This is a genomic window from Streptomyces sp. NPDC026377 (assembly GCF_055567715.1).
Genome location: NZ_JBVHPV010000012.1, coordinates 102,718 through 126,974, shown reverse-complemented (window position 1 = coordinate 126,974; position 24,257 = coordinate 102,718). Strand labels below are relative to the sequence as shown.

Below are 24,257 nucleotides of genomic sequence, written 5' to 3'. Positions count from 1 at the left end.
TCCCACCCGGACCGGCCGGCCGGCGACCCGGCGATCCGCTCGGCGGCCCCGGGGTCCTCGTGCGGACCCGTCGGCCGGGGCCGGGGCGCCCCAGTAGGATCGGTGTCCTCATGACTGCCACTCTCGTCGCCAAGGACCTCGCCGCCGGCCACGGCGACCGCACCCTCTTCGCCGGGCTCGACCTCGTCGTCGCCCCCGGTGACGTCATCGGCCTCGTCGGGGCGAACGGGGCGGGCAAGTCCTCCCTGCTCCGTCTGCTCGCCGGACTCGACACCCCGGAGGAGGGCGAGCTGCGGCTCTCCCCGCCCGGCGCCACCGTGGGACACCTGCCGCAGGAGCCGGACCGGCGCCCCGGCGAGAGCGTGCGCGCCTTCCTGGCCCGCCGTACCGGCGTGGCCGCCGCCCAGGAGGCCATGGACGCCGCCACCCAGGCCCTGGTCGAGGGAGCGCCCGGCAGCGACGACGCGTACGCCGAGAGCCTGGAGCGCTGGCTCGACCTCGGCGGCGCCGACCTCGACGAGCGCGCCGAGGAGGTCGCGGCCACCCTGGGCCTGACCATCGGCCTCGACCAGCCGATGACGGCCCTCTCCGGCGGCCAGGCCGCCCGCGCGGGACTGGCCTCGCTGCTGCTCTCGCGCTACGACGTGTTCCTGCTCGACGAGCCCACCAACGACCTCGACCTCGACGGTCTGGAGCGCCTGGAGTCCTTCGTCAAGGGCCTGCGCGCGGGCACGGTCGTGGTCAGCCACGACCGCGAGTTCCTCACCCGCACGGTCACCAAGGTGCTCGAACTCGACCTCGCCCAGCAGCAGATCACGCTCTACGGTGGCGGCTACGAGGCGTACCTGGAGGAGCGCGCCACCTCCCGCAGGCACGCGCGCGAGGACTTCGAGGAGTACGCCGACAAGCGCTCGGCCCTGGAGAGCCGGGCCCTGATGCAGCGCGGCTGGATGGACAAGGGCGTCAAGAACGCCCGCCGCAAGGCGGGCGACAACGACAAGATCGGCCGCAAGTTCCGCAGCGACGCCAGCGAGAAGCAGGCGTCCAAGGCCCGCCAGACCCAGCGCATGATCGAGCGCCTGGACGTCGTCGACGAGCCCCGCAAGGAGTGGGAGCTGCGGATGGAGATCGCCACCGCCCCCCGGTCGGGCGCCGTCGTCGCCACCCTCAGCCAGGCCGAGATCCGGCGCGGCGACTACACCTTCGGCCCCGCCACCCTCCAGATCGACTGGGCCGACCGCGTGGCGATCACCGGCGCCAACGGCGCGGGCAAGTCCACCCTGCTCGCCGCCCTGCTCGGCCGCATCCCGCTGGACGCGGGGCGGGCCGTGCTCGGCTCCGGCGTCGTCGTCGGCGAGGTCGACCAGGCCCGGGGCCTCTTCGTCGGCGACGAGCCGCTGCTGGAGGCGTTCTGCGCGGCCGTTCCCGACACCGAGCCGGCCGAGGTGCGCACCCTGCTGGCCAAGTTCGGGCTGCGGGCCGACCATGTGCTGCGCCCCGCCGCCTCGCTCTCACCGGGCGAGCGCACCCGGGCCGCGCTCGCCCTGCTCCAGGGCCGGGGCGTCAACCTGCTCGTCCTCGACGAGCCGACCAACCACCTCGACCTCCCGGCGATCGAGCAGCTGGAGTCCGCCCTCGACTCCTACACCGGCACCCTGCTCCTGGTCACCCACGACCGGCGCATGCTGGACGCGGTCCGCACCACCCGGCGCGTCGAGGTCGCCGACGGCAAGGTCACCGAGCAGTAGGACGCCGACGGGGCGGGCCGCCCCAGGGCGGCGGCCCGCCCGCCCCGCCCGTCGGCCCCGCCCGCGCGTGGCAGGGCTGACGACGGGCAGCAGGCGGCCCCCGCCTCCCTTACCCGCGCCCCTTGGGGTCCAGCAGTCCCGCCTTGCGCAGGGCGTCCGCCATCGCCCCGTTCGCCGGAGGCGGCGGCGCCTGACGGCCACCGCGGTCCCGGCCGCCGCCGCCCTGCCGCTGCTGCTGGCGCTGCTGCGGCGGGCGCCCGCCGCGCTGCTCCCGCTTCGGGCCGCCGCCCGAGGCGTTCGCCGTCGTCTCGTCCTCCAGCCGCAGCGTCAGCGAGATCCGCTTGCGCGGCACGTCGACGTCCAGGACCTTCACCTTGACGATGTCGCCCGGCTTGACCACCTCGCGGGGGTCCTTCACGAACTTGTCGGACAGCGCCGAGACATGCGCGAGGCCGTCCTGGTGCACACCGATGTCGATGAACGCGCCGAACGCCGCCACGTTCGTCACCACACCCTCCAGCACCATCCCCGGCTCCAGGTCGCCGATCTTCTCGACGCCCTCCTTGAAGGACGCCGTCCTGAAGGCGGGCCGCGGGTCGCGTCCCGGCTTCTCCAGCTCGCGCAGGATGTCCGTCACGGTCGGCAGACCGAAGGTGTCGTCCACGAAGTCGTCCGGCCGCAGCGAGCGCAGCACCGCCGTGTTGCCGACCAGCGCCGCCACCTCGCTGCCCGTGGTCTTCACCATCCGGCGCACCACCGGGTATGCCTCGGGGTGCACGCTGGAGGCGTCCAGCGGGTCGTCGCCGCCACGGATGCGCAGGAAGCCCGCGCACTGCTCGTACGCCTTCGGGCCCAGGCGCGCCACGTCCTTGAGCGCCTTGCGGGAGCGGAACGGGCCATTGGCGTCGCGGTGCGCCACGATGTTCTCGGCGAGCCCGGCGCCGATGCCCGAGACGCGCGAGAGCAGCGGCGCGGACGCGGTGTTGACGTCCACCCCCACGCCGTTCACACAGTCCTCCACGACCGCGTCCAGCGAGCGCGAGAGCTTCACCTCGGAGAGGTCGTGCTGGTACTGGCCGACGCCGATCGACTTGGGGTCGATCTTCACCAGCTCGGCGAGCGGGTCCTGCAGGCGCCGGGCGATGGAGACGGCGCCGCGCAGCGACACGTCCATGTCCGGCAGCTCCTGCGAGGCGAACGCCGACGCCGAGTACACGGAGGCACCCGCCTCGGAGACCATCACCTTGGTGAGCCCCAACCCGGGGTGCCTGCTGATCAGTTCACCGGCGAGCCTGTCGGTCTCGCGGGACGCCGTGCCGTTGCCGATGGCGATCAGCTCGACCGCGTGCTCCTCGGCGAGCCGGGCCAGCTTGGCGAGCGCCTCGTCCCACCGGTTCGCCGGGACGTGCGGGTGGATCACGTCCGTCGCGACGACCTTGCCCGTGGCGTCCACGACGGCGACCTTCACGCCGGTACGGAACCCGGGGTCCAGGCCCAGCGTCGCGCGTGTGCCGGCCGGGGCGGCGAGCAGCAGGTCGCGCAGGTTCGAAGCGAAGACCCGCACCGCCTCGTCCTCGGCGGCCGTGCGCAGCCGCAGCCGCAGGTCGATGCCGAGGTGGACCAGGATCCGGGTGCGCCACGCCCAGCGGACGGTGTCGGCCAGCCACTTGTCGCCCGGGCGGCCCCGGTCGGCGATGCCGAAGCGGCGCGCCACCATGTTCTCGTACGCCGAGGGGCCGGGCGTGGCCGCGTCCTCGGCGGAGCCCTCCGGCTCCAGGACGAGGTCGAGGACGTCCTCCTTCTCGCCGCGCAGCATCGCCAGGACCCGGTGCGAGGGCAGCGCGGTGAACGGCTCGGTGAAGTCGAAGTAGTCGGCGAACTTGGCGCCCGCCTCCTCCTTGCCCTCGCGCACCTTCGCCACGAGGCGGCCCTTGGTCCACATCCGCTCGCGCAGCTCGCCGATGAGGTCGGCGTCCTCGGAGAACCGCTCGGTGAGGATGGCGCGGGCGCCGTCCAGGGCCGCGGCCGGGTCCGCGACGCCCTTGTCGGCGTCGACGAACGCGGCCGCCGCGGTGAGCGGTTCCACCGAGGGGTCGGTGAGCAGCCCCTGTGCCAGCGGTTCCAGGCCCGCCTCGCGCGCGATCTGCGCCTTGGTGCGCCGCTTGGGCTTGAAGGGCAGATAGATGTCCTCCAGGCGCGCCTTGGTGTCGGCGGCACGGATCTGCCGCTCCAGCTCCTCGGTGAGCCTGCCCTGCTCGCGTACGGAGTCCAGGACCGCGGTGCGGCGGTCCTCCAGCTCGCGCAGATACCGCAGCCGCTCCTCCAGGGTGCGCAGCTGGGCGTCGTCGAGCATCTCGGTCGCTTCCTTGCGGTAGCGCGCGATGAACGGCACGGTCGACCCGCCGTCGAGCAGCTCGACCGCGGCCTTCACCTGCCGCTCCCGTACGCCGAGTTCCTCGGCGATCCTGCCTTCGATGGACGTCGTCACGATCCCGTACCGCCTTCTCGCAGAGCCTGAAGGCGCCATTGTGGCAGGCGGCACCGACAACAGGGGGTCAGCCCTTGCCGATGAGGTCGGCCGGGAACGCCCCGGCGGCCACCGCCGTCATCAGCAGTCCCCGGGCCAGCTCGGTCAGCCGGTCCACACCCTCGGCGCCGAGCAGTTCGTACGGGGCGAGGTCCAGCCGGTCGGTGCGGTCCTCGACCTCGGCGCGCAGGGCGGTGCCCGCCTCGGTCAGCTCACCCTCGGCGTCCAGGAGGCCGCGCTCGCGCAGCCGCGCGGCGGCCGCCTCCCAGTCCGCGCGCCGCCAGCCGCGCGAGCCCAGCACCCAGCGCGGTGCCATGCCCTTGCCGGTGGCGGTGTGGCTGACCAGCGCCTCCAGCGGGTCCAGGCCCGCGTCGAGGAGCGCCATCAGATGGCCGTCGCCGCGGTGCTCGCGCAGCAGCGTGGCCGCGTGCCAGTACGCCAGGTGCGGCTCCTCGGGGACCGGCAGGTCGGCGTGGGCGGCGTACAGCGGCCGGGCGTGCCGGGTGCAGCCCTCGGTGGCGCGCAGCGCGAGGCGGGCGGCCTCGGCCATCTCCGGCGAGGCCACGACGTCCTCGCCGAGCAGGCGCCGCAGGGTGCGGTCGGCGGCCCGCAGCCGGGCGTCCAGGACCGCCTGGGGGGAGGCGATGTCCCACACCCCGGGCACGTGGCGGGCGACCAGCTCGTGGTTGAAGTTGTAGAAGGTTGCGGTGATGGTGCCGGGCCCGACGGCGCCGAGCGCGGCGGCGCGCCCGGCGAAGTAGGCGGCGCGCTCGTCCTCGATGCCGAGCCGCTTGAGCTCGTCGGTGTAGTCGGGGGAGAAGTAGACCGTCGAGTGCAGCGGGTTGACGGAGTTGTGGCAGCGGCGGCCGGCGCGGGGCGGGAGAGACGTCATAGCCGCAGGTTACCGACTGGTCGGTACGGCGTGAAGCCCCGAGAGGGGACGGGCGCGCCGCGGCTAAAGCGGCGGGGCGCTCCCGCTCCGCGCGGCAGCGCCCCGCCCCGCTCAGCCCGACGCGGTCCAGCCGAAGCGCGGCGCCCTGCGCTCCAGGAAAGCGGCGACGCCCTCGGCCCTGTCGCCGCTGTCGCGCGCCTGCTCGCTCCAGTACGCGTCCCGGTCGGTGCGGCCGTTCGCGAACTCCTTGGCCGCCGCCTGGGTCAGCTGCGAGCGGGCGGTGAGGACCCGGGTGAACTCGCCCACCCGCTTGTCCAGCTCACCGGCGGGGAGCACCTCGTCCACCAGGCCGGTCCGCAGCGCCCGCGCCGTGTCGATCAGCTCGCCCGAGAACAGCAGGTACTTGGCGGTCGACGGCCCCACCAGGGCCGCCAGGCGGCGGGTCGAGGAGGAGGCGTAGACGATGCCGAGCCGCGCGGGCGTGATCCCGAAGGAGGCGCCCTCCTCGGCGAAGCGCAGGTCGCAGGCGGCCGCGAGCTGGCAGCCGCCGCCGACGCAGTGGCCGCGCACGGCGGCCAGCGTCGGCTTGGGGAAGGCGGCGAGCGCCTCCTCGGCCCCCACCGCGAGCGACCGGGGGTCCTCGTCCGGGCCGGGCGCCCGCAGCGAGGAGATGTCGGCGCCCGCGCAGAACGTCGGCCCGGCGCCGGTCAGCACCAGGGCCCGTACGGCACGGTCGGCGGCCAGTTCGCCGAGCAGTGGCGGCAGCGCCCGCCACATCGCGGCGGTCATCGCGTTGCGCTTGGCGGGGTTGCTGATGACGACGGTGGCCACGCCGTCGGCCACGGTGTGCTCCAGCTGCGGCTCCATGCGCCGGATGCTATCCGGGCGGACGGCTCCTATGATCAAGAGGGGGCCGGCCCGGCGACGCACGAGGAGACGCTGATGGTTGCACCCTCATCCGCACGTGACAGCAGGAAGCTCCGCCGCGGTTTCGGCCTGCTGACCGTCCTCGGCGCGATTCTCGCGCTCGCGGGGCTGGTCGGACTCGTCTACACGGGCGTGGCGACCCTGACCTCGATGCTCCTGTTCGGCTGGCTGCTGCTGGTGGGCGGCGTGGTCGGGCTGGCCCACGCGATCCAGTCGCGCGGCGCCAACTACTTCTGGCTCGGCGTGGTGGTCGCGGCCCTGAACATCGCGGCCGGCGTGGTGGTCATCCGTCGCCCGGAGGGCTCGGCCGAGGCGCTGACCATGTTCGCCGCGCTCCTCTTCCTCACCGGCGGGGTCTTCCGGCTCGCGGGCAGCGTGGTGGTGCGCGGGCCGCAGATGGGCTGGACACTGGTCCAGGGCGCCTTCGGGGTGCTGCTCGGGGTGCTCGTCCTCGCGAGCTGGCCCAGCAGCAGCCGCTATGTGATCGGCTGCTTCTTCTCGCTCGCCCTGCTCTTCGACGGCCTCGGCCTGATCGCACTCGGCATCGGCGGGCGGCACATCGTGGGTCTGGTCACCGACTCGCGCACATCCGCGGGCCTCCGAGGCAGCGCCTCGTCACCGCAGACACCCCCGCAAGCCGTGGCAAAACCGTCAGATGGCGATCAGGTTCGCTTTGAAAAGTGACATGCGTGGGCGATGTCGATCAGAAGGCGTCGATACTCGCTGACTTCTGTTCAGTCGACCGGTGCGGACGATGTCACTCCCCACTCTTGACCAAGAGCCTGACAGCCGACTGCGAGGGTGGGTGCCGGAATATGGAGATCCGCGGGAGCGTGCCACCCGACGCCGCACCGGCCAGGCCGTTCCCGTACGAGGGGGTCTGGCGCTTCACGGCCCCCGCCGTCGACGCCTCGGTCCCGCAGGCCCGGCACGCCGTACGCGACCTGCTCCGCCGCCAGGGCGTGCCGATCCACGACGACCTCGTCCAGGGCCTGCTCCTGATCGTCTCCGAGCTGGTGACCAACGCGGTCAAGCACGCGGCCCTGCTCTCCCCGCAGGTGGCCGTGGAGGTCGCCATCGGCGCCGAGTGGATCCGGGTCTCCGTGGAGGACAACCACCCCTACCGCCCCAAGGCGCTGGAGACCGACTACGGTCAGACCGGCGGTCGCGGACTGCTGCTGGTGCGCGAGATCACCTATGAGGCGGGCGGGGCCTGCGACGTCGAGCAGACGGCGGGCGGCGGCAAGATCATCTGGGTGGCCCTGCCGCTGACCCCGGCCGCGGGCGGCATCACCAGCCCGCGGCAGGCCCTGTGAGCTCGCGGACCGCGGGCCGGGCCGCGTCGAGCACCGTCATGAACCAGGCGGAGAAGGTGGCCCGCTCGTGCAGCGCGGCCAGCTCCTGCGGGGAGACGAAGGCGGTCTCGTAGACCTCCTCCGGGTCCGGCCGCACCGGCGACTGCACCAGACCGACGAAGAGGTGGTTGTACTCCTGCTCCACCAGGCCCGAGTCCGGGTCCGGGTGGTTGTAGCGGACCGTGCCGCCCTCGGCGAGCAGCGAGGGCGAGACGCCCAGCTCCTCGTGGGTGCGCCGGGCCGCCGCCGCGAAGGGGGACTCGCCGGGGTAGGGGTGCCCGCAGCAGGTGTTCGACCAGACGCCGGGGGAGTGGTACTTGCCGAGCGCGCGGCGCTGGAGCAGGAGTTTGCCCGAGGGGTCGAAGAGGAAGACCGAGAACGCCCGGTGCAGCAGACCCGGCGCCCGGTGGGCGGAGAGCTTCTCCGCGGTGCCGATGGTGGTGCCGCTCTCGTCGACCAGTTCGAGCATGATCTCTTCGGCGGTCCCGTTCGACGAGCTGCTCGCCGTAGTGGCTGGTGTGGTCGGCATAACCATCCTTCGCTTCGGTCCTCGGCTGCCAAGTCTGCCGTACAAAAGCGGCGTGTCCGCACTTCGACGGGCGGCGCATGTCCGTAATGCGCCGGGTGCGCGACACCGTCGAAGAAGGGATCGTGCCCAGCCGCACCGACGCGGAACCATCGAACATGTGAACGAGATGGCTGCCCGGGGCGTGGCCGCTCAGTGGCAGAGCCGGGCCTCGTGGGCCGCGTGGCCGCTCGGCTCCAGCTGGAAGGTGCAGTGCTCCACGTCGAAGTGGTCACCCAGGCAGCCCTGGAGATCGTGCAGCAGCCGCTCGTGGCCCACCGAGTCCAGCGCCTCCTGGCTGACCACCACATGGGCCGACAGCACCGGCATCCCCGAGGTGATCGTCCAGGCGTGCAGGTCGTGGACGTCCTCGACGCCCGGCAGGGCCACGATGTGCGCCCGCACCTCGCTCATGTCGACACCGCGGGGCGCCGCCTCCAGGAGAACGTCCAGCGTCTCGCGCAGCAGCTTCACCGTACGCGGGACGATCATCAGGCCGATCACGAGCGAGGCGATGGGGTCGGCGGCCTGCCAGCCGGTCGTCATGATGACCGCGGCCGAGAGCAGCACGGCCACGGAGCCGAGCGCGTCCGCGAGGACCTCCAGGAAGGCGCCGCGTACGTTGATGCTCTCCTGCTGGCCACGGACCAGGAGCGAGAGCGAGACCATGTTGGCGACCAGGCCGATCAGGCCGAAAACGATCGTGGTCCCACCCGAGGTGTCGGCGGGCTCCACGAACCGCTGGACGGCTTCGTACAGCACGTATCCGCCGACGCCGAGCAGCAGCAGGCAGTTGGCGAGGGCGGCCAGGATCTCGGCCCGCGCGTAGCCGAACGTCCGGTTGTGGCCGGCCGGGCGGTTGGCGAAGTGGATGGCGAGCAGCGCCATCGCGAGCCCCAGGGCGTCCGTCGCCATGTGCGCGGCGTCCGCGACCAGGGCCAGCGAGTCCGCCAGCAGACCGCCGACGATCTCGACCACCATCACGCCGAGCGTGATGCCGAGGGCCACCCGCAGCCGCCCCTTGTACGCCGCGGCGGCCGTCCCGGTCGGCGCCGGCCCGCCGTGCGCGTGTCCGTGGTCGTGCCCAGCCCCCATGGAAGGCCACCTCTCAGACTCTTGGCATGGTTGTGCGATCTGCGTACGAAGGGTCAGTGAACTACGGGCGGGGGGTATGGGGCAACACGGCACTGAACACCGTTGTCATCTGCTCTGACCTGCGGAAACGTCCCCGCTGCCGGGTGTGCGCGAGCTGCGTACAGGCGTCGCAGGTCACAGCGCCGCCCCGGCGCGCACGAGGGCGCGCGGCCCCGGGCCCGGCGGACGGGGGGCGGTTTGTGGGGCACGGCCCTGATCGACGATGATGATCCACGCGGCAGCCCCCTGCCGCAGGGCCCGTTCGGGGCGTAAACGGGCGATGAACTCCCGGTTCCACGCATCCGATAGCCTCCCGATAGCCTCTGCCGACACGCCGCCCGCCGCATGGTTTTGGGCCGGTGCCGGACATCAGCCATGCCAGCTCCAAGGAGTGAGTTCGTCTGTCGACCGCCATCCTGACCGGCCTGCCGGTCCCCGGGTCGCAGCTCGGGCCCGAGCTGCGCTCGCTGGGCTTCGACGTACGGTCCGCCCAGCGGCCCGAGGACCTGCCCGGCCTGCTCGCCGAGGTTCCGCCCGGTGAGCGGGTCGCCCTGGTCGACCCGTCCTTCGTGGGCCACACACACGCCCTGCGCCTCGCCCTGACCGACCCCCGGTTCCCGGCGGCCGCGATCCCCGGCGCCCTGGCCGTCCAGGCGGAGGCCCGCCCCGCGCTCGCGCGCTCCCTCGCGGAGCGCGCCGGGCCCGCCGTCGCGGCCGAGGGGGGCGCGGCGGTCGCCGTCAACGCCCCCGCCACCGCCGCGGGCGTCCTCACCGACCGCCTCGCCGCCGCCCTCCAGGACGGCGGCGTCGCCGTGCACCGTCCCGAGCTCGGCTCGCTGGTGGCCACCGTGCCCGCCGGGCCCGAGGCCGCCTTCGCCGCCCGCAAGGCCGTGGACGCGGTGGACGACGAGGCCGTGCGGCTGCGCAACGCCGTGAAATCCCGCGACGGGTTCTTCACCACGTTCTGCATCAGCCCGTACTCGCGCTACCTCGCCCGCTGGTGCGCGCGCCGGGGCCTGACCCCCAACCAGGTCACCACCGCCTCGCTGCTCACCGCGCTGATAGCGGCCGGCTGCGCGGCGACCGGCACCCGTGCCGGCTTCGTGGCCGCCGGAGCGCTGCTCCTCTTCTCCTTCGTCCTGGACTGCACCGACGGGCAGCTCGCCCGCTACTCGCTCCAGTACTCCACGCTCGGCGCCTGGCTGGACGCCACCTTCGACCGGGCCAAGGAGTACGCGTACTACGCGGGCCTGGCGATCGGCGCGGCCCGTGGCGGCGGCACCGACGACGTCTGGGCGCTCGCGCTCGGCGCGATGGTCCTTCAGACCTGCCGCCACGTCGTGGACTTCTCCTTCAACGAGGCGCACGTCGTGGGCACTGGCGCCGACGCCAACACCAGCCCCACCGCCGCCCTCTCCGACAAGCTCGACGCGGTCGGCTGGACGGTCTGGGTGCGCCGGATGATCGTGCTGCCGATCGGTGAGCGCTGGGCGATGATCGCCGTGCTCACCGCGGTGACGACCCCCCGGACCGTCTTCTACGCGCTGCTGATCGGCTGCGCGTTCGCGGCCTGCTACACCACGGCCGGGCGGGTGCTGCGCTCGCTGACCCGCCACGCCACCCGGACCGACCGGGCCGCGCGAGCGCTCGCGGAGCTGGCCGACTCCGGGCCGGCGGCCGAGCTCGTGGCGGCGGCCCGCTTCCGCATCAAGGGCGCCTGGACCGCTCCGGTGCTGGCCGCGGTCGGCGCCGTGGCGCTGCTGAGCGCGGCGCTCACCCAGCCCTTCGGCAGTCGCCAGGTGATCATCGCGGCGGCCTTCTATGCGATCACCTCCGGTCTCGCGGTCTCCGCGCCCCTCAAGGGCGCCCTCGACTGGCTCGTGCCGCCGTTCTTCCGGGCCGCCGAGTACTGCACGGTCCTGGTCCTCGCCGCCCGCTCCGAGGTCGACGGGGCCCTGCCCGCGGCCTTCGGGCTGGTGGCGGCGGTCGCCTACCATCACTACGACACGGTCTACCGCATCAAGGGCGGATCCGGCGCGCCGCCGCGCCTGCTGGTCCGCCTGACCGGCGGCCACGAGGGGCGGACGCTGGTGGTCGCGGTGCTCGCCGCGACCCTCGCCGACCGCGGCACGGACTTCACCCTGGCGCTCACCGCCCTCGCGGCGGCCCTGGCGCTCCTGGTGGTCGTGGAGTCCATCCGCTTCTGGGTGTCCTCCGGAGCACCCGCAGTACATGACGAAGGAGAAACGGCATGATCGGCCTCGTACTCGCAGCCGGTGCGGGACGGCGTCTGCGCCCCTACACCGACACGCTCCCGAAGGCCCTCGTGCCCGTCGACGGCGACACGACCGTCCTCGATCTCACCCTGGCCAACTTCGCCGAGGTGGGCCTGACCGAGGTCGCCGTCGTCGTCGGCTACCGCAAGGAAGCCGTGTACGCCCGCAAGGAGGAGCTGGAGGCCAGGTACGGCGTCACGCTCACCCTGATCGACAACGACAAGGCCGAGGAGTGGAACAACGCCTACTCCCTGTGGTGCGCGCGCGAGGTGCTGAAGCGGGGCGTCATCCTCGCCAACGGCGACACCGTGCACCCGGTCTCCGTCGAGAAGACGCTGCTGGCCGCGCGCGGCGAGGGCAGGAGGATCATCCTCGCCCTGGACGCCGTCAAGCGCCTCGCCGACGAGGAGATGAAGGTGATCACCGAGCCCGGCAAGGGCGTGCGGCGCATCACCAAGCTGATGGACCCGGCGACCGCCACCGGTGAGTACATCGGCGTCACCCTCATCGAGCCGGAGGCGGCCGAGGAGCTCGCGGACGCCCTCGAAGCCACCTTCGAGCGCGACCCCGACCTCTACTACGAGGACGGCTACCAGGAGCTCGTCGACCGCGGCTTCACCGTCGACGTGGCGCCCATCGGCGAGGTCTCCTGGGTCGAGATCGACAACCACGACGACCTCGCGAAGGGCCGTGAGATCGCGTGCCAGTACTGACCCGGCTCATCCCGTCGCCGGTCGTCGTCGACATCAGCCGGGGGGCCCTGGACGACCTGGCGGGCCTCCTGGCCGACCAGCGGATCTCCGCCTCCGGCAAGCTGGCGATCGCGGTCAGCGGCGGCTCGGGCCAGGCGCTGAGCGAGAAGCTGGCGCCGGTGCTGCCGGGCGCCGACTGGTACCCGGTCGCGGACGGCACCATCGACTCGGCCGTGCGGCTCGCCGACGACATCAAGGGCAAGCGGTACGACGCGGTCGTCGGCCTGGGCGGCGGCAAGATCATCGACGTGGCGAAGTACGCCGCCGCGCGGGTCGGGCTGCCCATGGTGGCGGTCGCCACCAACCTCTCGCACGACGGCATCTGCTCGCCGGTCTCGATCCTGGACAACGACAACGGCCGCGGCTCCTACGGCGTGCCCACGCCCATCGCGATGGTGATCGACCTCGACGTCATCCGCGAGGCCCCGGTCCGCTTCGTCCGCTCCGGCGTCGGTGACGTGATCTCCAACATCTCCGCGATCGCGGACTGGGAGCTCTCGCACCGGGTCAACGGCGAGCCGGTGGACGGTCTGGCCGCGGCCATGGCCCGTACCGCGGGCGAGTCCGTGCTGCGCCACCCCGGCGGCGTCGGTGACGACGAGTTCCTCACCGTCCTGTCCGAGGCGCTGGTGCTCTCCGGCATCGCCATGTCGATCAGCGGCGACACCCGCCCCTCCTCCGGCGCCTGTCACGAGATCAGCCACGCCTTCGACCTGCTCTTTCCCAAGCGTTCCGCGCTCCACGGCGAGCAGGTCGGCCTCGGCGCCGCCTTCGCCATGCACCTGCGCGGCGCCACCGAGCAGTCCGTTCTCTTCGCCCAGGTGCTGCGCAGGCACGGCCTGCCCGTGCTCCCGGGGGAGATCGGCTTCTCCGCCGACGAGTTCGTCCGGGCGGTGGCGTACGCGCCGCAGACCCGGCCGGGCCGTTTCACGATCCTGGAACACCTCAACCTGTCCGCAGACCAGATCAAGGACGCTTACGCCGACTATGCAAAAGCCATCGGTAGCTGAACTCCGCCCGGTCGTGCACCCGCCCGGCGTCAAGGACCGGCGGAGCGGCGAGCACTGGGGCGGCCGGCTCTACATGCGCGAGATCTCCCTGCGCGTCGACCGGCACCTGGTGACCACCCGGGTCACGCCCAACCAGCTGACCTATGTCATGACCGTCGCCGCCGCCCTCGCGGCTCCGGCCCTGCTGGTCCCCGGGATCTGGGGCGCCGTGCTCGGCGTGGTGATGGTCCAGCTGTACCTGCTGCTCGACTGCGTCGACGGCGAGGTCGCGCGCTGGAAGAAGCAGTACTCGATGACCGGCGTCTACGTGGACCGGGTCGCCGCCTATGTGTGCGACGCGGCGGTCCTGGTCGGCTTCGGTCTGCGGGCGGCCGACATCTGGGGCTCGGGCCGGATCGACTGGCTCTGGGCCTTCCTCGGCACCCTCGCGGCCCTCGGCGCCGTCATGATCAAGTCGGAGACCGACCTGGTCGGCGTCGCCCGCCACCAGCAGGGCAAGCCGCCGGTCAAGGAGACGGCCTCCGAGCCGCGCTCCTCCGGCATGGCGCTGGCCCGCCGGGCCGCCGGGGCGCTCAAGTTCCACCGGCTGATCCTCGGCATCGAGGCGTCCCTGCTGATCCTGGTCCTGGCGCTGGTCGACCACGCCCGCGGCGACCTGTACTTCTCCCGGCTGGGCGTCGCGGTCCTCGCGGGCATCGCGCTGCTCCAGAGCGTGCTGCACCTGGTGTCCATCCTCGCCTCCAGCAGGCTCAAATGAGTGCCCCGCTGAAGGTCGGCGCGGTCGTCATCACCATGGGCAACCGCCCCGACGAGCTGCGCGCGCTGCTCGACTCGGTCGCCAAGCAGGACGGCGACCCGGTCCAGGTCGTGGTGGTGGGCAACGGCGCCCCGGTCCCGGACGTCCCCGAGGGCGTACGGACCGTGGAGCTGCCCGAGAACCTGGGCATCCCCGGCGGGCGCAACGTCGGCATCGAGGCGTTCGGCCCGTCCGGCGCCGAGGTCGACATCCTGCTCTTCCTCGACGACGACGGGCTGCTGGCCAACAGCGACACGGCCGAGCTGTGCCGCCGCGCGTTCGCCGAGGACCCGAAGCTCGGCATCGTCAGCTTCCGCATCGCGGACCCGGAGACCGGGGTCACCCAGCGCCGCCACGTCCCGCGGCTGCGCGCCTCCGACCCGATGCGCTCCTCGCGCGTGACGACCTTCCTGGGCGGCGCCAACGCCGTACGGACGAGGGTCCTCGCGGAGGTCGGCGCCCTGCCCGACGAGTTCTTCTACGCCCACGAGGAGACCGATCTGGCCTGGCGGGCGCTGGACGCCGGCTGGATGATCGACTACCGCGCGGACATGGTCCTGTACCACCCGACGACGGCGCCCTCCCGGCACGCGGTCTACCACCGGATGGTGGCCCGCAACCGGGTCTGGCTGGCCCGGCGCAACCTGCCGGCCCTCTTGGTCCCGGTCTATCTGGGGGTCTGGATGCTGCTCACGCTCGCCCGCAAGCCCTCCGGGCCCGCCCTCAAGGCGTGGTTCGGCGGCTTCAAGGAGGGCTGGACCACTCCCTGCGGCCCGCGCCGCCCCATGAAGTGGCGCACGGTCTGGCGGCTGACCCGGCTGGGCCGGCCGCCCGTCATCTGACACTCTCGGGTCGGAGCACATCGGGCGTGGCCGTCCGGCCCCGGGCACTTCGGTCAACGGCCATCGGGCGTACTTCTTTGAAAGCGAAAGTTTCCTCTTGTGAGTGACACAACTCTGTCCCCGGCGGAACTCGCCGCCAAGCACGGCCTGGCGGTGAGCGGCGCCCGGCCGGGGCTGCCCGAGTACTGCCGCCAGCTCTGGGGGCGGCGCCACTTCATCCTGTCGTTCTCGCAGGCGAAGCTGACCGCCCAGTACAGCCAGGCGAAGCTCGGCCAGATCTGGCAGGTGGCCACCCCGCTGCTCAACGCGCTGGTCTACTACTTCATCTTCGGCGTGCTGATGAACGCCAAACGGGGCATCCCCTCGGACGTCTACATCCCGTTCCTGGTGACGGGCATCTTCGTCTTCACCTTCACGCAGAACTCGGTGATGGCGGGCGTCCGGGCGATCTCGGGCAACCTCGGCCTGGTGCGCGCGCTGCACTTCCCGCGCGCCTCGCTGCCGATCTCCTTCGCCCTCCAGCAGCTCCAGCAGCTGCTGTTCTCGATGATCGTCCTGGTGCTCGTGGTGGTCGCGTCGGGCACCATGCCGATGGCGTCGTGGCTGCTGATGGTGCCGGTCCTGGCGTGCCAGTTCGTCTTCAACACCGGCCTGGCGCTGATCATGGCCAGGCTCGGCAGCAAGACCCCGGACCTCGCCCAGCTGATGCCGTTCGTCCTGCGGACCTGGATGTACGCCTCCGGCGTCATGTTCAGCATCAAGGTGGTCCTCCAGGGCAAGCCGCACTGGCTCGCCCAGGTGCTCCAGGTCAATCCCGCCGCGGTCTACATGGACCTGGCGCGGTACTCCATGATCGACGGCTACGGGGCCCACAACCTGCCGCCGCACGTGTGGGCGCTGGCGGTCGGCTGGGCCCTCGCGGTGGGCGCCGCGGGCTTCGTGTACTTCTGGAAGGCAGAGGAGCAGTACGGCCGTGGCTGAGGACAACATCCGTATCGCCGACGCGAGCGGCGAGCGCATCCCGACCGTCATCGCCGACGATGTGCACATCGTGTACACGGTCAACGGCGCGGGCGGCGGACGCGGCAGCGCCACCGCCGCGCTCAGCCGGATCGTGCGCCGGGACACCGGCGAGTCGCGCGGCATGCGCAAGGTGCACGCGGTGCGGGGCGTCTCCTTCACCGCCTACCGCGGCGAGGCGATCGGCCTGATCGGCACCAACGGCTCGGGCAAGTCGACCCTGCTGCGGGCGATCGCCGGCCTGCTGCCGCCCGCCAGGGGCAAGGTGTACACCAACGGCCAGCCCTCGCTGCTCGGCGTCAACGCCGCGCTGATGAACGAGCTGACCGGCGAGCGCAACGTGATCCTGGGCGGCCTGGCCATGGGCATGTCCCGGGAGGAGATCAAGGAGCGGTACCAGGAGATCGTCGACTTCTCCGGCATCAACGAGAAGGGCGACTTCATCACCCTGCCGATGCGGACGTACTCCTCCGGCATGGCGGCCCGGCTGCGGTTCTCCATCGCCGCCGCCAAGGACCACGACGTCCTGATGATCGACGAGGCGCTGGCCACCGGTGACCGCAAGTTCCAGATCCGCTCCGAGGAGCGCATCCGCGAGCTGCGCAAGCACGCGGGCACGGTCTTCCTGGTCAGCCACAGCATCGGTTCCATCCGGGACACCTGCAACCGCGTGCTCTGGCTGGAGCGGGGCGAGCTGCTGATGGACGGGCCCACCGACGAGGTCGTCAAGGCCTACCAGAAGGAGACGGGCCGCTGACACCCGGTCACCGCCCGTACGCCGTCGAAGGCCTCCGTCGATCAACCCCGGCGGGGGCTTTCGCGTCCTTCGGGGCGGTGCTCGGGACGGCCCGGAACGTCAAGACCGCGTCAAGTCGCCCGGGCCCGGGGAAGGTTGGCGCGGATTGAAGTGTTCTTGTGATGCGCTCAACACCCCGACGTGTTGTCAGGCGTTGTACAACGTAAGCTGTACCGGTGTTGATCGTGACGGATGGGCGGTACCACCCCGGGCGCCGCGCGCGGGAGCCGTTCTCCACTCGGGAGGCTCGGCGGCGTGTCCGAAATGGGATGTTTTGGGTCGGCGGTGTAGAACGGGAGATGTGACGGCAATGGCTACGGGAAATCTCCACCTGCGCGAGACTTCCGCCGTTCCCGTACCGGGCGGCCCCCGGTGACAGGTGTCCGGGACGTGCGCACCGACTCCCCCTCGCGCACCACGCTCGACAAGGCCACGGCGGAGAACTTCCCGGTGGCCCCCTTCTTTCTGCCGCGCGCCTGGCGCGACGACCTGATGGCCGTGTACGGCTACGCGCGCCTGGTCGACGACATCGGCGACGGCGACCTCGCGCCCGGCGGCGCCGACGCCCGCCACCTCGGCCTCGCCCCCGCCGACGCGGACGACCGGCTCGTGATGCTCGACGCCTTCGAGGCCGATCTGCGCCGCGTCTTCGACTCCACCCCGCGCCACCCGCTGCTCGGGGCGCTGCAGCCGACCGTCCGCCGCCGCTCGCTCACCCCCGACCCCTTCCTCGCCCTGATCGCGGCGAACCGGCAGGACCAGCGGGTCCGGCGGTACGAGACCTACGAGGACCTGGTCGCGTACTGCGAACTGTCCGCCAACCCCGTGGGCCGCCTGGTGCTGGCGATCACCGGCACCGAGAGCCCCGAGCGCGTCCGCCGCTCGGACGCCGTCTGCACCGCGCTCCAGATCGTCGAACACCTCCAGGACGTCGCCGAGGACCTCGGCCGGGACCGGATCTACCTCCCCGCCGAGGACATGAAGCGGTTCCACGTCACCGAGGCCGAGCTGGCCGCCCCGCGCGGGGGCGCGTCGGTGCGCGCCCTGGTCGCGTTCGAAGCGGAACGCGCCGCGCGGCTCCTGAATGAAGGCACCTCCCTGGTGGGTAGCGTCCACGGCAGACTCAGGCTGCTGCTGGCCGGATTCGTGGCCGGGGGCCGTGCCGCGCTCGACGCGGTGGCGGCCGCCGGCCACGACGTACTCCCTGGACCGCCCAAACCCACCAAGACCAGTCTGCTGCGCGAAGTGGGAGCCGTGTTGCGCAGAGCGCGTAGAGAGGGGTGAGCCGGACCGTGGATCCACACGCACACGCGTCCGCGCCGGTACAGGCCGCGTACAGCTACTGCGAGGCGGTGACCGGACAGCAGGCGCGCAACTTCGCGTACGGCATCCGGCTGCTGCCGACCGACAAGCGCCAGGCGATGTCCGCGCTCTACGCGTTCTCGCGGCGCGTCGACGACATCGGCGACGGAGCGCTGGCCGCCGGGGCCAAGAAGCAGCGCCTGGAGGACACCCGCGCGCTGCTCGGCCGGATCGCCGAGGGCGCGGTCGAGGAGGACGACACCGACCCGGTCGCCGTGGCGCTCGCGGACGCGGCGCGCCGCTTCCCCATCCCGCTGGACGGGCTCGACGAGCTCATCGACGGCGTCCTGATGGACGTGCACGGCGAGACCTACGAGACCTGGGACGACCTGAAGGTCTACTGCCGGTGTGTCGCCGGTGCGATCGGCCGGCTCTCCCTGGGCGTGTTCGGTACACAACCGGGCGCACCGGGCGCCGAGCGCGCCGCGGAGTACGCCGACACGCTGGGCCTGGCCCTGCAACTCACCAACATCCTCAGAGACGTTCGCGAGGACGCGGGCAACGGACGCACCTATCTTCCCGCCGACGACCTGGCGAAGTTCGGGTGCGCCGAGGGCTTCCGCACCCCGGTCCCACCCGCCGGCTCCGACTTCGCGGGCCTGGTCCACTTCGAAGTGCGCCGGGCCCGCGCCCTGTTCGCCGAGGGCTACCGGCTGCTGCCCATGCTCGACCGGCGCAGCGGCGCCTGCGTCGCCGCGATGGCCGGAATCTACCGCCGGCTGCTCGACCGCATCGAGCGCGACCCGGAGGCCGTGCTGCGCGGCCGGGTCTCCCTGCCCGGCAGGGAGAAGGCGTACGTGGCGGTACGCGGGCTGTCCGGGCTCGACACCCGTACCGTCTCGCGACAGACCGCCAGGAGGCGCGCCTGATGGCCCATGGGCACCTGGAGGTGCGGCCGAGGAGCATTACGTGCCCAGGGCGTGCAACCCCGGCCCCTGCCGGGGCGTCCCTGACTGCGACGGCCGGCCGTGCGCACGACGCCGGCCCTGCCGAAGGGAAGGGCGCATGACAACCCCGCAGCGTGAACGCGCGGTGGTCGTCGGCGGAGGTCTGGCCGGCGTCACCGCCGCGCTGGAACTGGCCGGCGCGGGTCTGGCCGTGACCCTGGTCGAGGGCCGTCCCCGGCTGGGCGGCCTCGCCTTCTCCTTCCGGCGCGGCGAACTCTCCGTCGACAACGGCCAGCACGTCTATCTGCGCTGCTGCACGGCCTACCGCTGGTTCCTGGAGCGGATCGGCGGCGCCCACCTCGCGCGGCTGCAGCGCCGGCTCGACGTGCCCGTCCTGGACGTCGCCCACCCGCGCGGGCCCCGGCTCGGCAGACTGCGCCGCACCGCGCTGCCGGTGCCGCTGCACCTGGCCGCCGGCCTCGCCACCTATCCGCACCTCTCCCTGGCCGAGCGGGCCTCCGTCGGGCGCGCCGCACTCGCGCTCAAGGACCTCGACCCGGCCGACCCGGCGCTCGACGGAGTGGATTTCGCCACCTGGCTCGGCCGCCACGGCCAGTCCGCCCGTACCGTCGAGGCCCTGTGGGACCTGGTGGGCGTGGCGACCCTGAACGCGACCGCGCCGCACGCCTCCCTGGGGCTCGCCGCGATGGTCTTCAAGACCGGGCTGCTCTCCGAGCCGGGCGCCGCCGACATCGGCTGGGCGCGCGTACCGCTGGGCGACCTCCACGACACGCTGGCCCGCAAGGCGCTCGCCTCGGCCGGGGTCCGCGTCGAGACCCGTACCAAGGCCGACTCCCTCTCCCGTACCGAGAGCGGCGCGTGGCGGGTCGAGGTGAGCGGCGAGACGCTGGACGCCGAGGTGGTCGTCCTCGCCGTCCCACAGCGCGAGGCGCACGACCTGCTGCCCCACGGCGCCCTCGACGACCCCGGCAAGCTGCTCGACATCGGCACCGCGCCCATCCTCAACCTCCATGTCGTCTACGACCGCAAGGTGCTGCGCCAGCCGTTCTTCGCCGCGCTCGGCTCACCCGTGCAGTGGGTCTTCGACCGCACCGAGTCCTCCGGGCTCACCGGCGGCGGCCAGTACCTGGCGGTCTCCCAGTCGGCCGCGGAGGACGAGATCGACGAGCCGGTGGCCGCGCTGCGCGCGCGCTATCTGCCCGAGCTCGAACGGCTGCTGCCCGCCGCGCGCGGCGCGGGCGTACGGGACTTCTTCGTGACCCGGGAGCGCACCGCGACGTTCGCCCCCACCCCCGGCGTCGGACGGCTGCGTCCGGGCTCGCACACCCGTGCGCCCGGTCTCTACCTGGCCGGCGCGTGGACCGCCACCGGCTGGCCCGCGACGATGGAGAGCGCCGTACGCAGCGGACTCAGTGCCGCGGGCGCGGCCCTCGGCGTACTCGGCCGCTCCCACGTCCATCCGCTTCAGGAGGCGGCATGACCCTCAGCAGTACTGGAACAAGAGGAGAGACCGTGGCGACTGTGCCTTCGGCGAACCCGGCTGTCGACACCGTGGACGTCGCCGCACTTCTGGAGCGCGGACGGACGCTGTCCACGCCGGTGCTGCGCACGGCCGTGGAGCGGCTGGCCGCTCCCATGGACACCGTCGCCGCCTACCACTTCGGATGGATCGACGCCCAGGGCAACCCGGCGGACGGCGACGGCGGCAAGGCCGTCCGGCCCGCCCTCGCCCTGCTCTCCGCCGAGGCGGCCGGGGCCCGCCCCGAAGTCGGCGTGCCCGGCGCGGTCGCGGTCGAGCTGGTGCACAACTTCTCCCTGCTCCACGACGACCTGATGGACGGCGACGAGCAGCGCCGCCACCGCGACACGGTCTGGAAGGTGCACGGCCCGGCGCAGGCGATCCTCGTCGGCGACGCGCTGTTCGCGCTGGCCAACGAGGTCCTCCTGGAACTCGGCACGGTCGAGGCCGGGCGCGCCACGCGCCGGCTGACCACCGCGACCCGCAAGCTCATCGACGGCCAGGCCCAGGACATCTCCTACGAGCACCGCGAGCGGGTCACCGTCGAGGAGTGCCTGGAGATGGAGGGCAACAAGACGGGCGCGCTGCTCGCCTGCGCCTGCTCCATCGGCGCGGTCCTCGGCGGCGCGGACGACCGCACGGCCGACACGCTGGAGGCGTACGGCTACCACCTCGGCCTCGCCTTCCAGGCCGTCGACGACCTCCTCGGCATCTGGGGCGACCCGGAGGCCACCGGCAAGCAGACCTGGAGCGACCTGCGCCAGCGCAAGAAGTCCCTGCCGGTGGTGGCGGCCCTCGCGGCGGGCGGCCCGGCCTCCGAGCGCCTGGGCGAGCTGCTCGCCGCCGACGCCAAGAGCAACGACTTCGACAGCTTCTCCGAGGAGGAGTTCGCCACCCGGGCCGCGCTGATCGAGGAGGCCGGCGGCCGGGAGTGGACCTCGCAGGAGGCCCGCAGGCAGCACGCCGTGGCGATCGAGGCGCTGGGCACCGTGGACATGCCCGAGCGGGTGCGGGCGCAGCTGACCGCCCTGGCCGACTTCGTCGTCGTACGGAAGAGATGATCACCATTCGCATATGACGTGACGTCGCCGGAGCGGGCCCGCCGCCGGGCCGCCTCCGACGGAAACCCCAGCACAGCAGAAGTAGCACTGCACTTGCATTAAGGGGAAGCCATGACAGCGACGACCGACGGAAGCGCCGGGGCCACGCGGCCCCCCGCCACCGCGGCCAGAGGGACGACCGCGCCGCCGCCCGGCGCGGACGAGGGGCTCGAAGCCGCCCGGCGGGCGATGGACCGGGCGGTGGAGCACCTGCTCGCCGGGCAGGACGACCTCGGCTGGTGGAAGGGCGACCTGGAGACCAACGTCACCATGGACGCCGAGGACCTGCTGCTGCGTCAGTTCCTCGGCATCCAGGACGAGAAGACGGTCGCGGCGGCCGCGCTCCACATCCGGGGCGAGCAGCGCGAGGACGGCACCTGGGCCACCTTCTACGGCGGCCCGCCCGAGCTCTCCGCCACCGTCGAGGCGTATGTGGCGCTGCGGCTCGCCGGGGACCGGCCGGACGACCCGCACATGGCGCGGGCCTCGGCCTGGGTCAGGGGCCAGGGCGGCATCGCCGCCTGCCGGGTCTTCACCCGGATCTGGCTGGCCCTGTTCGGCTGGTGGAAGTGGGACGACCTGCCCGAGCTGCCGCCGGAGCTGATCTTCCTGCCCGCCTGGTTCCCGCTGAACATCTACGACTTCGGCTGCTGGGCCCGGCAGACGATCGTGCCGCTCACGGTGGTCTCCGCCAAGCGGCCGGTGCGGCCCGCGCCCTTCGCGCTCGACGAGCTGCACACCGACGCGCGCGACCCCAACCCCGCCAAGCCGCTCGCCCCCCTCGCCAGCTGGGACGGCGCCTTCCAGCGGCTCGACAGGGCGCTGCACCTCTACCACCGCCTCGCCCCGCGCCGGCTGCGCCGGGCCGCGATGAACGCGGCCGCCCGCTGGATCGTCGAGCGCCAGGAGAACGACGGCTGCTGGGGCGGCATCCAGCCGCCCGCCGTCTACTCGGTGATCGCCCTCCATCTGCTCGGCTACGACCTCCGGCACCCGGTGATGCGGGCCGGTCTGGAATCCCTCGACCGGTTCGCGGTGTGGCGCGAGGACGGCTCCCGGATGATCGAGGCGTGCCAGTCCCCGGTGTGGGACACCTGCCTGGCCACCATCGCGCTCGCCGACGCGGGGCTGGCCGCCGACCACCCGGCCCTGGTCAAGGCCGTCGACTGGATGCTCGGCGAGGAGATCGTCCGGCCGGGCGACTGGTCGGTGAAGAAGCCGCAACTGGCCCCGGGTGGCTGGGCGTTCGAGTTCCACAACGACAACTACCCCGACATCGACGACACCGCCGAGGTGATCCTCGCGCTGCGCCGGGTGCGCCACCCCGACCCCGAGCGGGTCGAGGGGGCGATCCGCCGGGCCGCGCGCTGGACGCTGGGGATGCAGTCGAAGAACGGGGCGTGGGGCGCCTTCGACGCCGACAACACCAGCCCGTTCCCCAACCGCCTGCCGTTCTGCGACTTCGGCGAGGTCATCGACCCGCCGTCGGCCGACGTCACCGCGCACGTCGTGGAGATGCTGGCCGTCGAGGGCCGCGCCCACGAGCCGCGCGCCCGGCGCGGCATCGCTTGGCTGCTGGCCGAACAGGAGGCGAACGGGGCCTGGTTCGGGCGCTGGGGCGTCAACTACGTCTACGGCACCGGCTCGGTGGTCCCGGCGCTCACCGCCGCCGGGCTTCCCGTGACGCACCCCGCGATCCGCCGGGCCGTGACCTGGCTGGAGTCGGTGCAGAACGAGGACGGCGGCTGGGGCGAGGACCTGCGCTCCTACCGGGAGCAGGAGTGGATCGGGCACGGCGTCTCGACCGCCTCCCAGACCGCCTGGGCGCTGCTGGCGCTCCTCGCGGCGGGGGAGCGGGAGAGTACGGCGGTCGAGCGGGGCGTGGCCTGGCTCGCCCGGACCCAGCGGGTGGACGGCTCCTGGGACGAGCCGTACTTCACCGGCACCGGTTTCCCCTGGGACTTCTCCATCAACTACCACCTCTACCGCCAGGTCTTCCCGCTCACCGCGCTCGGCCGCTATGTCCATGGAGAACCGTTCTCCCTCAACGGCCGCAAGGGGAAGTGATGGACGTACACCCCGCCGCCGTCCCGGAACCCCTGCCGCTGCTCGTCGCCTGCGCGCTCACCATCGAGGAGCTCGCGCTGCGCAGCGGCGGCCGGGGCCGGACGCCCGGCCAGGTGGTGACCGTGCTGCGCAGCGGCATGGGGCCCAGGGCCGCCGAACGGGCCGTGCTGCGCGGTCTGGGCACGACGGCCAACCGGGAGGCGGCCGTGATCGCCTCCGGGTTCTGCGCCGGCCTGTCCCCGGGGATGCACCCCGGGGACCTGGTCGTCGCCGAAGAGACCCGCGACCCGCGCGGCACGACCGCTTGCGTGGGTACGGAGGTGCTGGCCAAGGCGCTGAGCGTGGCGCTGCCCGGCCGCACCGTGCACACCGGTCCACTCCTCGGCTCCGACCACGTGGTACGTGGTCACGAACGGGCCGAGCTGCGAGCGACCGGGGCGATCGCCGTGGACATGGAGTCCGCGGCGACGCTGTGGAGCGCCGTCGGGGCCGGAGAGCGTCCGGTTGCGGCCGTACGGGTGGTCGTGGACGCTCCGGAACATGAACTCGTCCGTATCGGCACGGTGCGCGGTGGAATATCGGCTTTCCGTGTTCTCCGTGCCGTCCTTCCCGCTTTCTTTGAATGGCACCGTTCTTTGCCGCTCCCCAGGAGGTGAGCCAG

General features: G+C 72.7%; 21 protein-coding genes. 16 read left to right on the top strand and 5 right to left on the bottom strand.

Annotated elements, in window-relative coordinates; translation table 11 throughout:
- Positions 1 to 110 precede the first annotated feature (110 nt).
- Entirely contained in the window at positions 111 to 1,748 is a 1,638-nt protein-coding gene (locus ACZ4MU_RS24145; protein ID WP_467880125.1) for an ABC-F family ATP-binding cassette domain-containing protein, read from the top strand.
- 109 nt (positions 1,749 to 1,857) lie between these two features.
- On the opposite strand, the gene ACZ4MU_RS24140 is transcribed toward ACZ4MU_RS24145, so the two are convergent.
- The 3 genes from ACZ4MU_RS24140 to ACZ4MU_RS24130 form a co-directional block, all read right to left on the bottom strand.
- A complete protein-coding gene (locus ACZ4MU_RS24140) occupies positions 1,858 to 4,236 on the bottom strand; it encodes a Tex family protein (RefSeq protein WP_467880122.1) in 2,379 nt (792 codons plus the stop codon).
- Positions 4,237 to 4,303: 67 nt separating this feature from the next.
- Entirely contained in the window at positions 4,304 to 5,167 is an 864-nt protein-coding gene (locus tag ACZ4MU_RS24135) for an SCO6745 family protein (RefSeq protein WP_467880120.1), read from the bottom strand.
- 111 nt (positions 5,168 to 5,278) lie between these two features.
- Complete coding sequence (locus ACZ4MU_RS24130; protein WP_467880117.1) at positions 5,279 to 6,034, bottom strand: enoyl-CoA hydratase/isomerase family protein; 756 nt, start codon at positions 6,032 to 6,034, stop codon at positions 5,279 to 5,281.
- A gap of 75 nt (positions 6,035 to 6,109) precedes the next feature.
- Between ACZ4MU_RS24130 and ACZ4MU_RS24125 the strand changes: the two genes are divergently transcribed.
- Together ACZ4MU_RS24125 and ACZ4MU_RS24120 are read left to right on the top strand one after the other, a co-directional pair.
- Positions 6,110 to 6,778: an HdeD family acid-resistance protein gene (locus tag ACZ4MU_RS24125; protein WP_467880114.1), complete on the top strand. Its 669-nt coding sequence runs from the start codon at positions 6,110 to 6,112 to the stop codon at positions 6,776 to 6,778.
- A 131-nt stretch (positions 6,779 to 6,909) separates the two neighbouring features.
- Positions 6,910 to 7,410, top strand: a complete 501-nt coding sequence (locus ACZ4MU_RS24120; RefSeq protein WP_467880111.1) for an ATP-binding protein — start codon at positions 6,910 to 6,912, stop codon at positions 7,408 to 7,410.
- Here the strand turns inward: ACZ4MU_RS24120 and idi are convergent.
- Both idi and ACZ4MU_RS24110 read right to left on the bottom strand, forming a co-directional pair.
- Complete coding sequence (idi, locus tag ACZ4MU_RS24115; protein ID WP_467880109.1) at positions 7,385 to 7,978, bottom strand: isopentenyl-diphosphate Delta-isomerase; 594 nt, start codon at positions 7,976 to 7,978, stop codon at positions 7,385 to 7,387. The two genes, ACZ4MU_RS24120 and idi, sit on opposite strands and share 26 nt — an antisense overlap.
- Positions 7,979 to 8,167: 189 nt before the next feature.
- A complete protein-coding gene (locus ACZ4MU_RS24110; protein WP_467880106.1) occupies positions 8,168 to 9,109 on the bottom strand; it encodes a cation diffusion facilitator family transporter in 942 nt (313 codons plus the stop codon).
- A 440-nt stretch (positions 9,110 to 9,549) separates the two neighbouring features.
- On the opposite strand from ACZ4MU_RS24110, the gene ACZ4MU_RS24105 reads away from it, so the two are divergent.
- The 13 genes from ACZ4MU_RS24105 (at position 9,550) to ACZ4MU_RS24045 (ending at position 24,252) form a co-directional block, all read left to right on the top strand.
- On the top strand, positions 9,550 to 11,403 hold the full coding sequence (locus tag ACZ4MU_RS24105; protein ID WP_467880437.1) for a DUF5941 domain-containing protein: 1,854 nt from the start codon (positions 9,550 to 9,552) through the stop codon (positions 11,401 to 11,403).
- On the top strand, positions 11,400 to 12,137 hold the full coding sequence (locus ACZ4MU_RS24100; protein ID WP_467880103.1) for a phosphocholine cytidylyltransferase family protein: 738 nt from the start codon (positions 11,400 to 11,402) through the stop codon (positions 12,135 to 12,137). The genes ACZ4MU_RS24105 and ACZ4MU_RS24100 overlap by 4 nt, the downstream gene beginning before the upstream one ends.
- Positions 12,125 to 13,186, top strand: coding sequence for an iron-containing alcohol dehydrogenase family protein (locus ACZ4MU_RS24095; protein WP_467880101.1), 1,062 nt, complete (start codon positions 12,125 to 12,127; stop codon positions 13,184 to 13,186). Before ACZ4MU_RS24100 ends, ACZ4MU_RS24095 begins: the two co-directional genes overlap by 13 nt.
- On the top strand, positions 13,164 to 13,943 hold the full coding sequence (locus tag ACZ4MU_RS24090; protein ID WP_467880098.1) for a CDP-alcohol phosphatidyltransferase family protein: 780 nt from the start codon (positions 13,164 to 13,166) through the stop codon (positions 13,941 to 13,943). Before ACZ4MU_RS24095 ends, ACZ4MU_RS24090 begins: the two co-directional genes overlap by 23 nt.
- Positions 13,940 to 14,824 (top strand): glycosyltransferase family 2 protein, encoded by an 885-nt coding sequence (locus ACZ4MU_RS24085; protein WP_467880096.1) that lies wholly within the window; start codon positions 13,940 to 13,942, stop codon positions 14,822 to 14,824. Before ACZ4MU_RS24090 ends, ACZ4MU_RS24085 begins: the two co-directional genes overlap by 4 nt.
- 99 nt (positions 14,825 to 14,923) lie before the next feature.
- Complete coding sequence (locus ACZ4MU_RS24080; protein ID WP_467880093.1) at positions 14,924 to 15,805, top strand: ABC transporter permease; 882 nt, start codon at positions 14,924 to 14,926, stop codon at positions 15,803 to 15,805.
- Entirely contained in the window at positions 15,798 to 16,601 is an 804-nt protein-coding gene (locus ACZ4MU_RS24075) for an ABC transporter ATP-binding protein (RefSeq protein ID WP_467880090.1), read from the top strand. Before ACZ4MU_RS24080 ends, ACZ4MU_RS24075 begins: the two co-directional genes overlap by 8 nt.
- Before the next feature lie 429 nt (positions 16,602 to 17,030).
- Positions 17,031 to 17,924: a squalene synthase HpnC gene (gene hpnC / locus ACZ4MU_RS24070; RefSeq protein ID WP_467880088.1), complete on the top strand. Its 894-nt coding sequence runs from the start codon at positions 17,031 to 17,033 to the stop codon at positions 17,922 to 17,924.
- Positions 17,921 to 18,871 (top strand): presqualene diphosphate synthase HpnD, encoded by a 951-nt coding sequence (hpnD, locus tag ACZ4MU_RS24065; protein ID WP_467880085.1) that lies wholly within the window; start codon positions 17,921 to 17,923, stop codon positions 18,869 to 18,871. Before hpnC ends, hpnD begins: the two co-directional genes overlap by 4 nt.
- A gap of 136 nt (positions 18,872 to 19,007) precedes the next feature.
- On the top strand, positions 19,008 to 20,390 hold the full coding sequence (gene hpnE, locus ACZ4MU_RS24060) for a hydroxysqualene dehydroxylase HpnE (protein WP_467880083.1): 1,383 nt from the start codon (positions 19,008 to 19,010) through the stop codon (positions 20,388 to 20,390).
- Between the two features lie 41 nt (positions 20,391 to 20,431).
- Positions 20,432 to 21,490 carry a polyprenyl synthetase family protein gene (locus ACZ4MU_RS24055; protein WP_467880434.1) on the top strand — a complete coding sequence of 353 codons (1,059 nt, stop codon included), beginning with the start codon at positions 20,432 to 20,434 and terminating at the stop codon, positions 21,488 to 21,490.
- 111 nt (positions 21,491 to 21,601) lie between these two features.
- Positions 21,602 to 23,596, top strand: coding sequence for a squalene--hopene cyclase (gene shc, locus ACZ4MU_RS24050; protein WP_467880080.1), 1,995 nt, complete (start codon positions 21,602 to 21,604; stop codon positions 23,594 to 23,596).
- Positions 23,596 to 24,252 carry a phosphorylase family protein gene (locus ACZ4MU_RS24045; protein ID WP_467880078.1) on the top strand — a complete coding sequence of 219 codons (657 nt, stop codon included), beginning with the start codon at positions 23,596 to 23,598 and terminating at the stop codon, positions 24,250 to 24,252. The genes shc and ACZ4MU_RS24045 overlap by 1 nt, the downstream gene beginning before the upstream one ends.
- Positions 24,253 to 24,257: the final 5 nt, after the last annotated feature.

Excerpts from the sequence above, each read along its gene's own strand:
- ACZ4MU_RS24145 (WP_467880125.1), top strand. The coding sequence starts at position 111 with ATGACTGCCACTCTCGTCGCCAAGGACCTCGCCGCCGGCCACGGCGAC.
- ACZ4MU_RS24135 (WP_467880120.1), bottom strand. The coding sequence starts at position 5,167 with ATGACGTCTCTCCCGCCCCGCGCCGGCCGCCGCTGCCACAACTCCGTC.
- ACZ4MU_RS24130 (WP_467880117.1), bottom strand. The coding sequence starts at position 6,034 with ATGGAGCCGCAGCTGGAGCACACCGTGGCCGACGGCGTGGCCACCGTC.
- ACZ4MU_RS24125 (WP_467880114.1), top strand. The coding sequence starts at position 6,110 with ATGGTTGCACCCTCATCCGCACGTGACAGCAGGAAGCTCCGCCGCGGT.
- ACZ4MU_RS24120 (WP_467880111.1), top strand. The coding sequence starts at position 6,910 with ATGGAGATCCGCGGGAGCGTGCCACCCGACGCCGCACCGGCCAGGCCG.
- idi (WP_467880109.1), bottom strand. The coding sequence starts at position 7,978 with ATGCCGACCACACCAGCCACTACGGCGAGCAGCTCGTCGAACGGGACC.
- ACZ4MU_RS24110 (WP_467880106.1), bottom strand. The coding sequence starts at position 9,109 with ATGGGGGCTGGGCACGACCACGGACACGCGCACGGCGGGCCGGCGCCG.
- ACZ4MU_RS24100 (WP_467880103.1), top strand. The coding sequence starts at position 11,400 with ATGATCGGCCTCGTACTCGCAGCCGGTGCGGGACGGCGTCTGCGCCCC.
- ACZ4MU_RS24090 (WP_467880098.1), top strand. The coding sequence starts at position 13,164 with ATGCAAAAGCCATCGGTAGCTGAACTCCGCCCGGTCGTGCACCCGCCC.
- ACZ4MU_RS24085 (WP_467880096.1), top strand. The coding sequence starts at position 13,940 with ATGAGTGCCCCGCTGAAGGTCGGCGCGGTCGTCATCACCATGGGCAAC.
- hpnE (WP_467880083.1), top strand. The coding sequence starts at position 19,008 with ATGACAACCCCGCAGCGTGAACGCGCGGTGGTCGTCGGCGGAGGTCTG.
- shc (WP_467880080.1), top strand. The coding sequence starts at position 21,602 with ATGACAGCGACGACCGACGGAAGCGCCGGGGCCACGCGGCCCCCCGCC.
- ACZ4MU_RS24045 (WP_467880078.1), top strand. The coding sequence starts at position 23,596 with ATGGACGTACACCCCGCCGCCGTCCCGGAACCCCTGCCGCTGCTCGTC.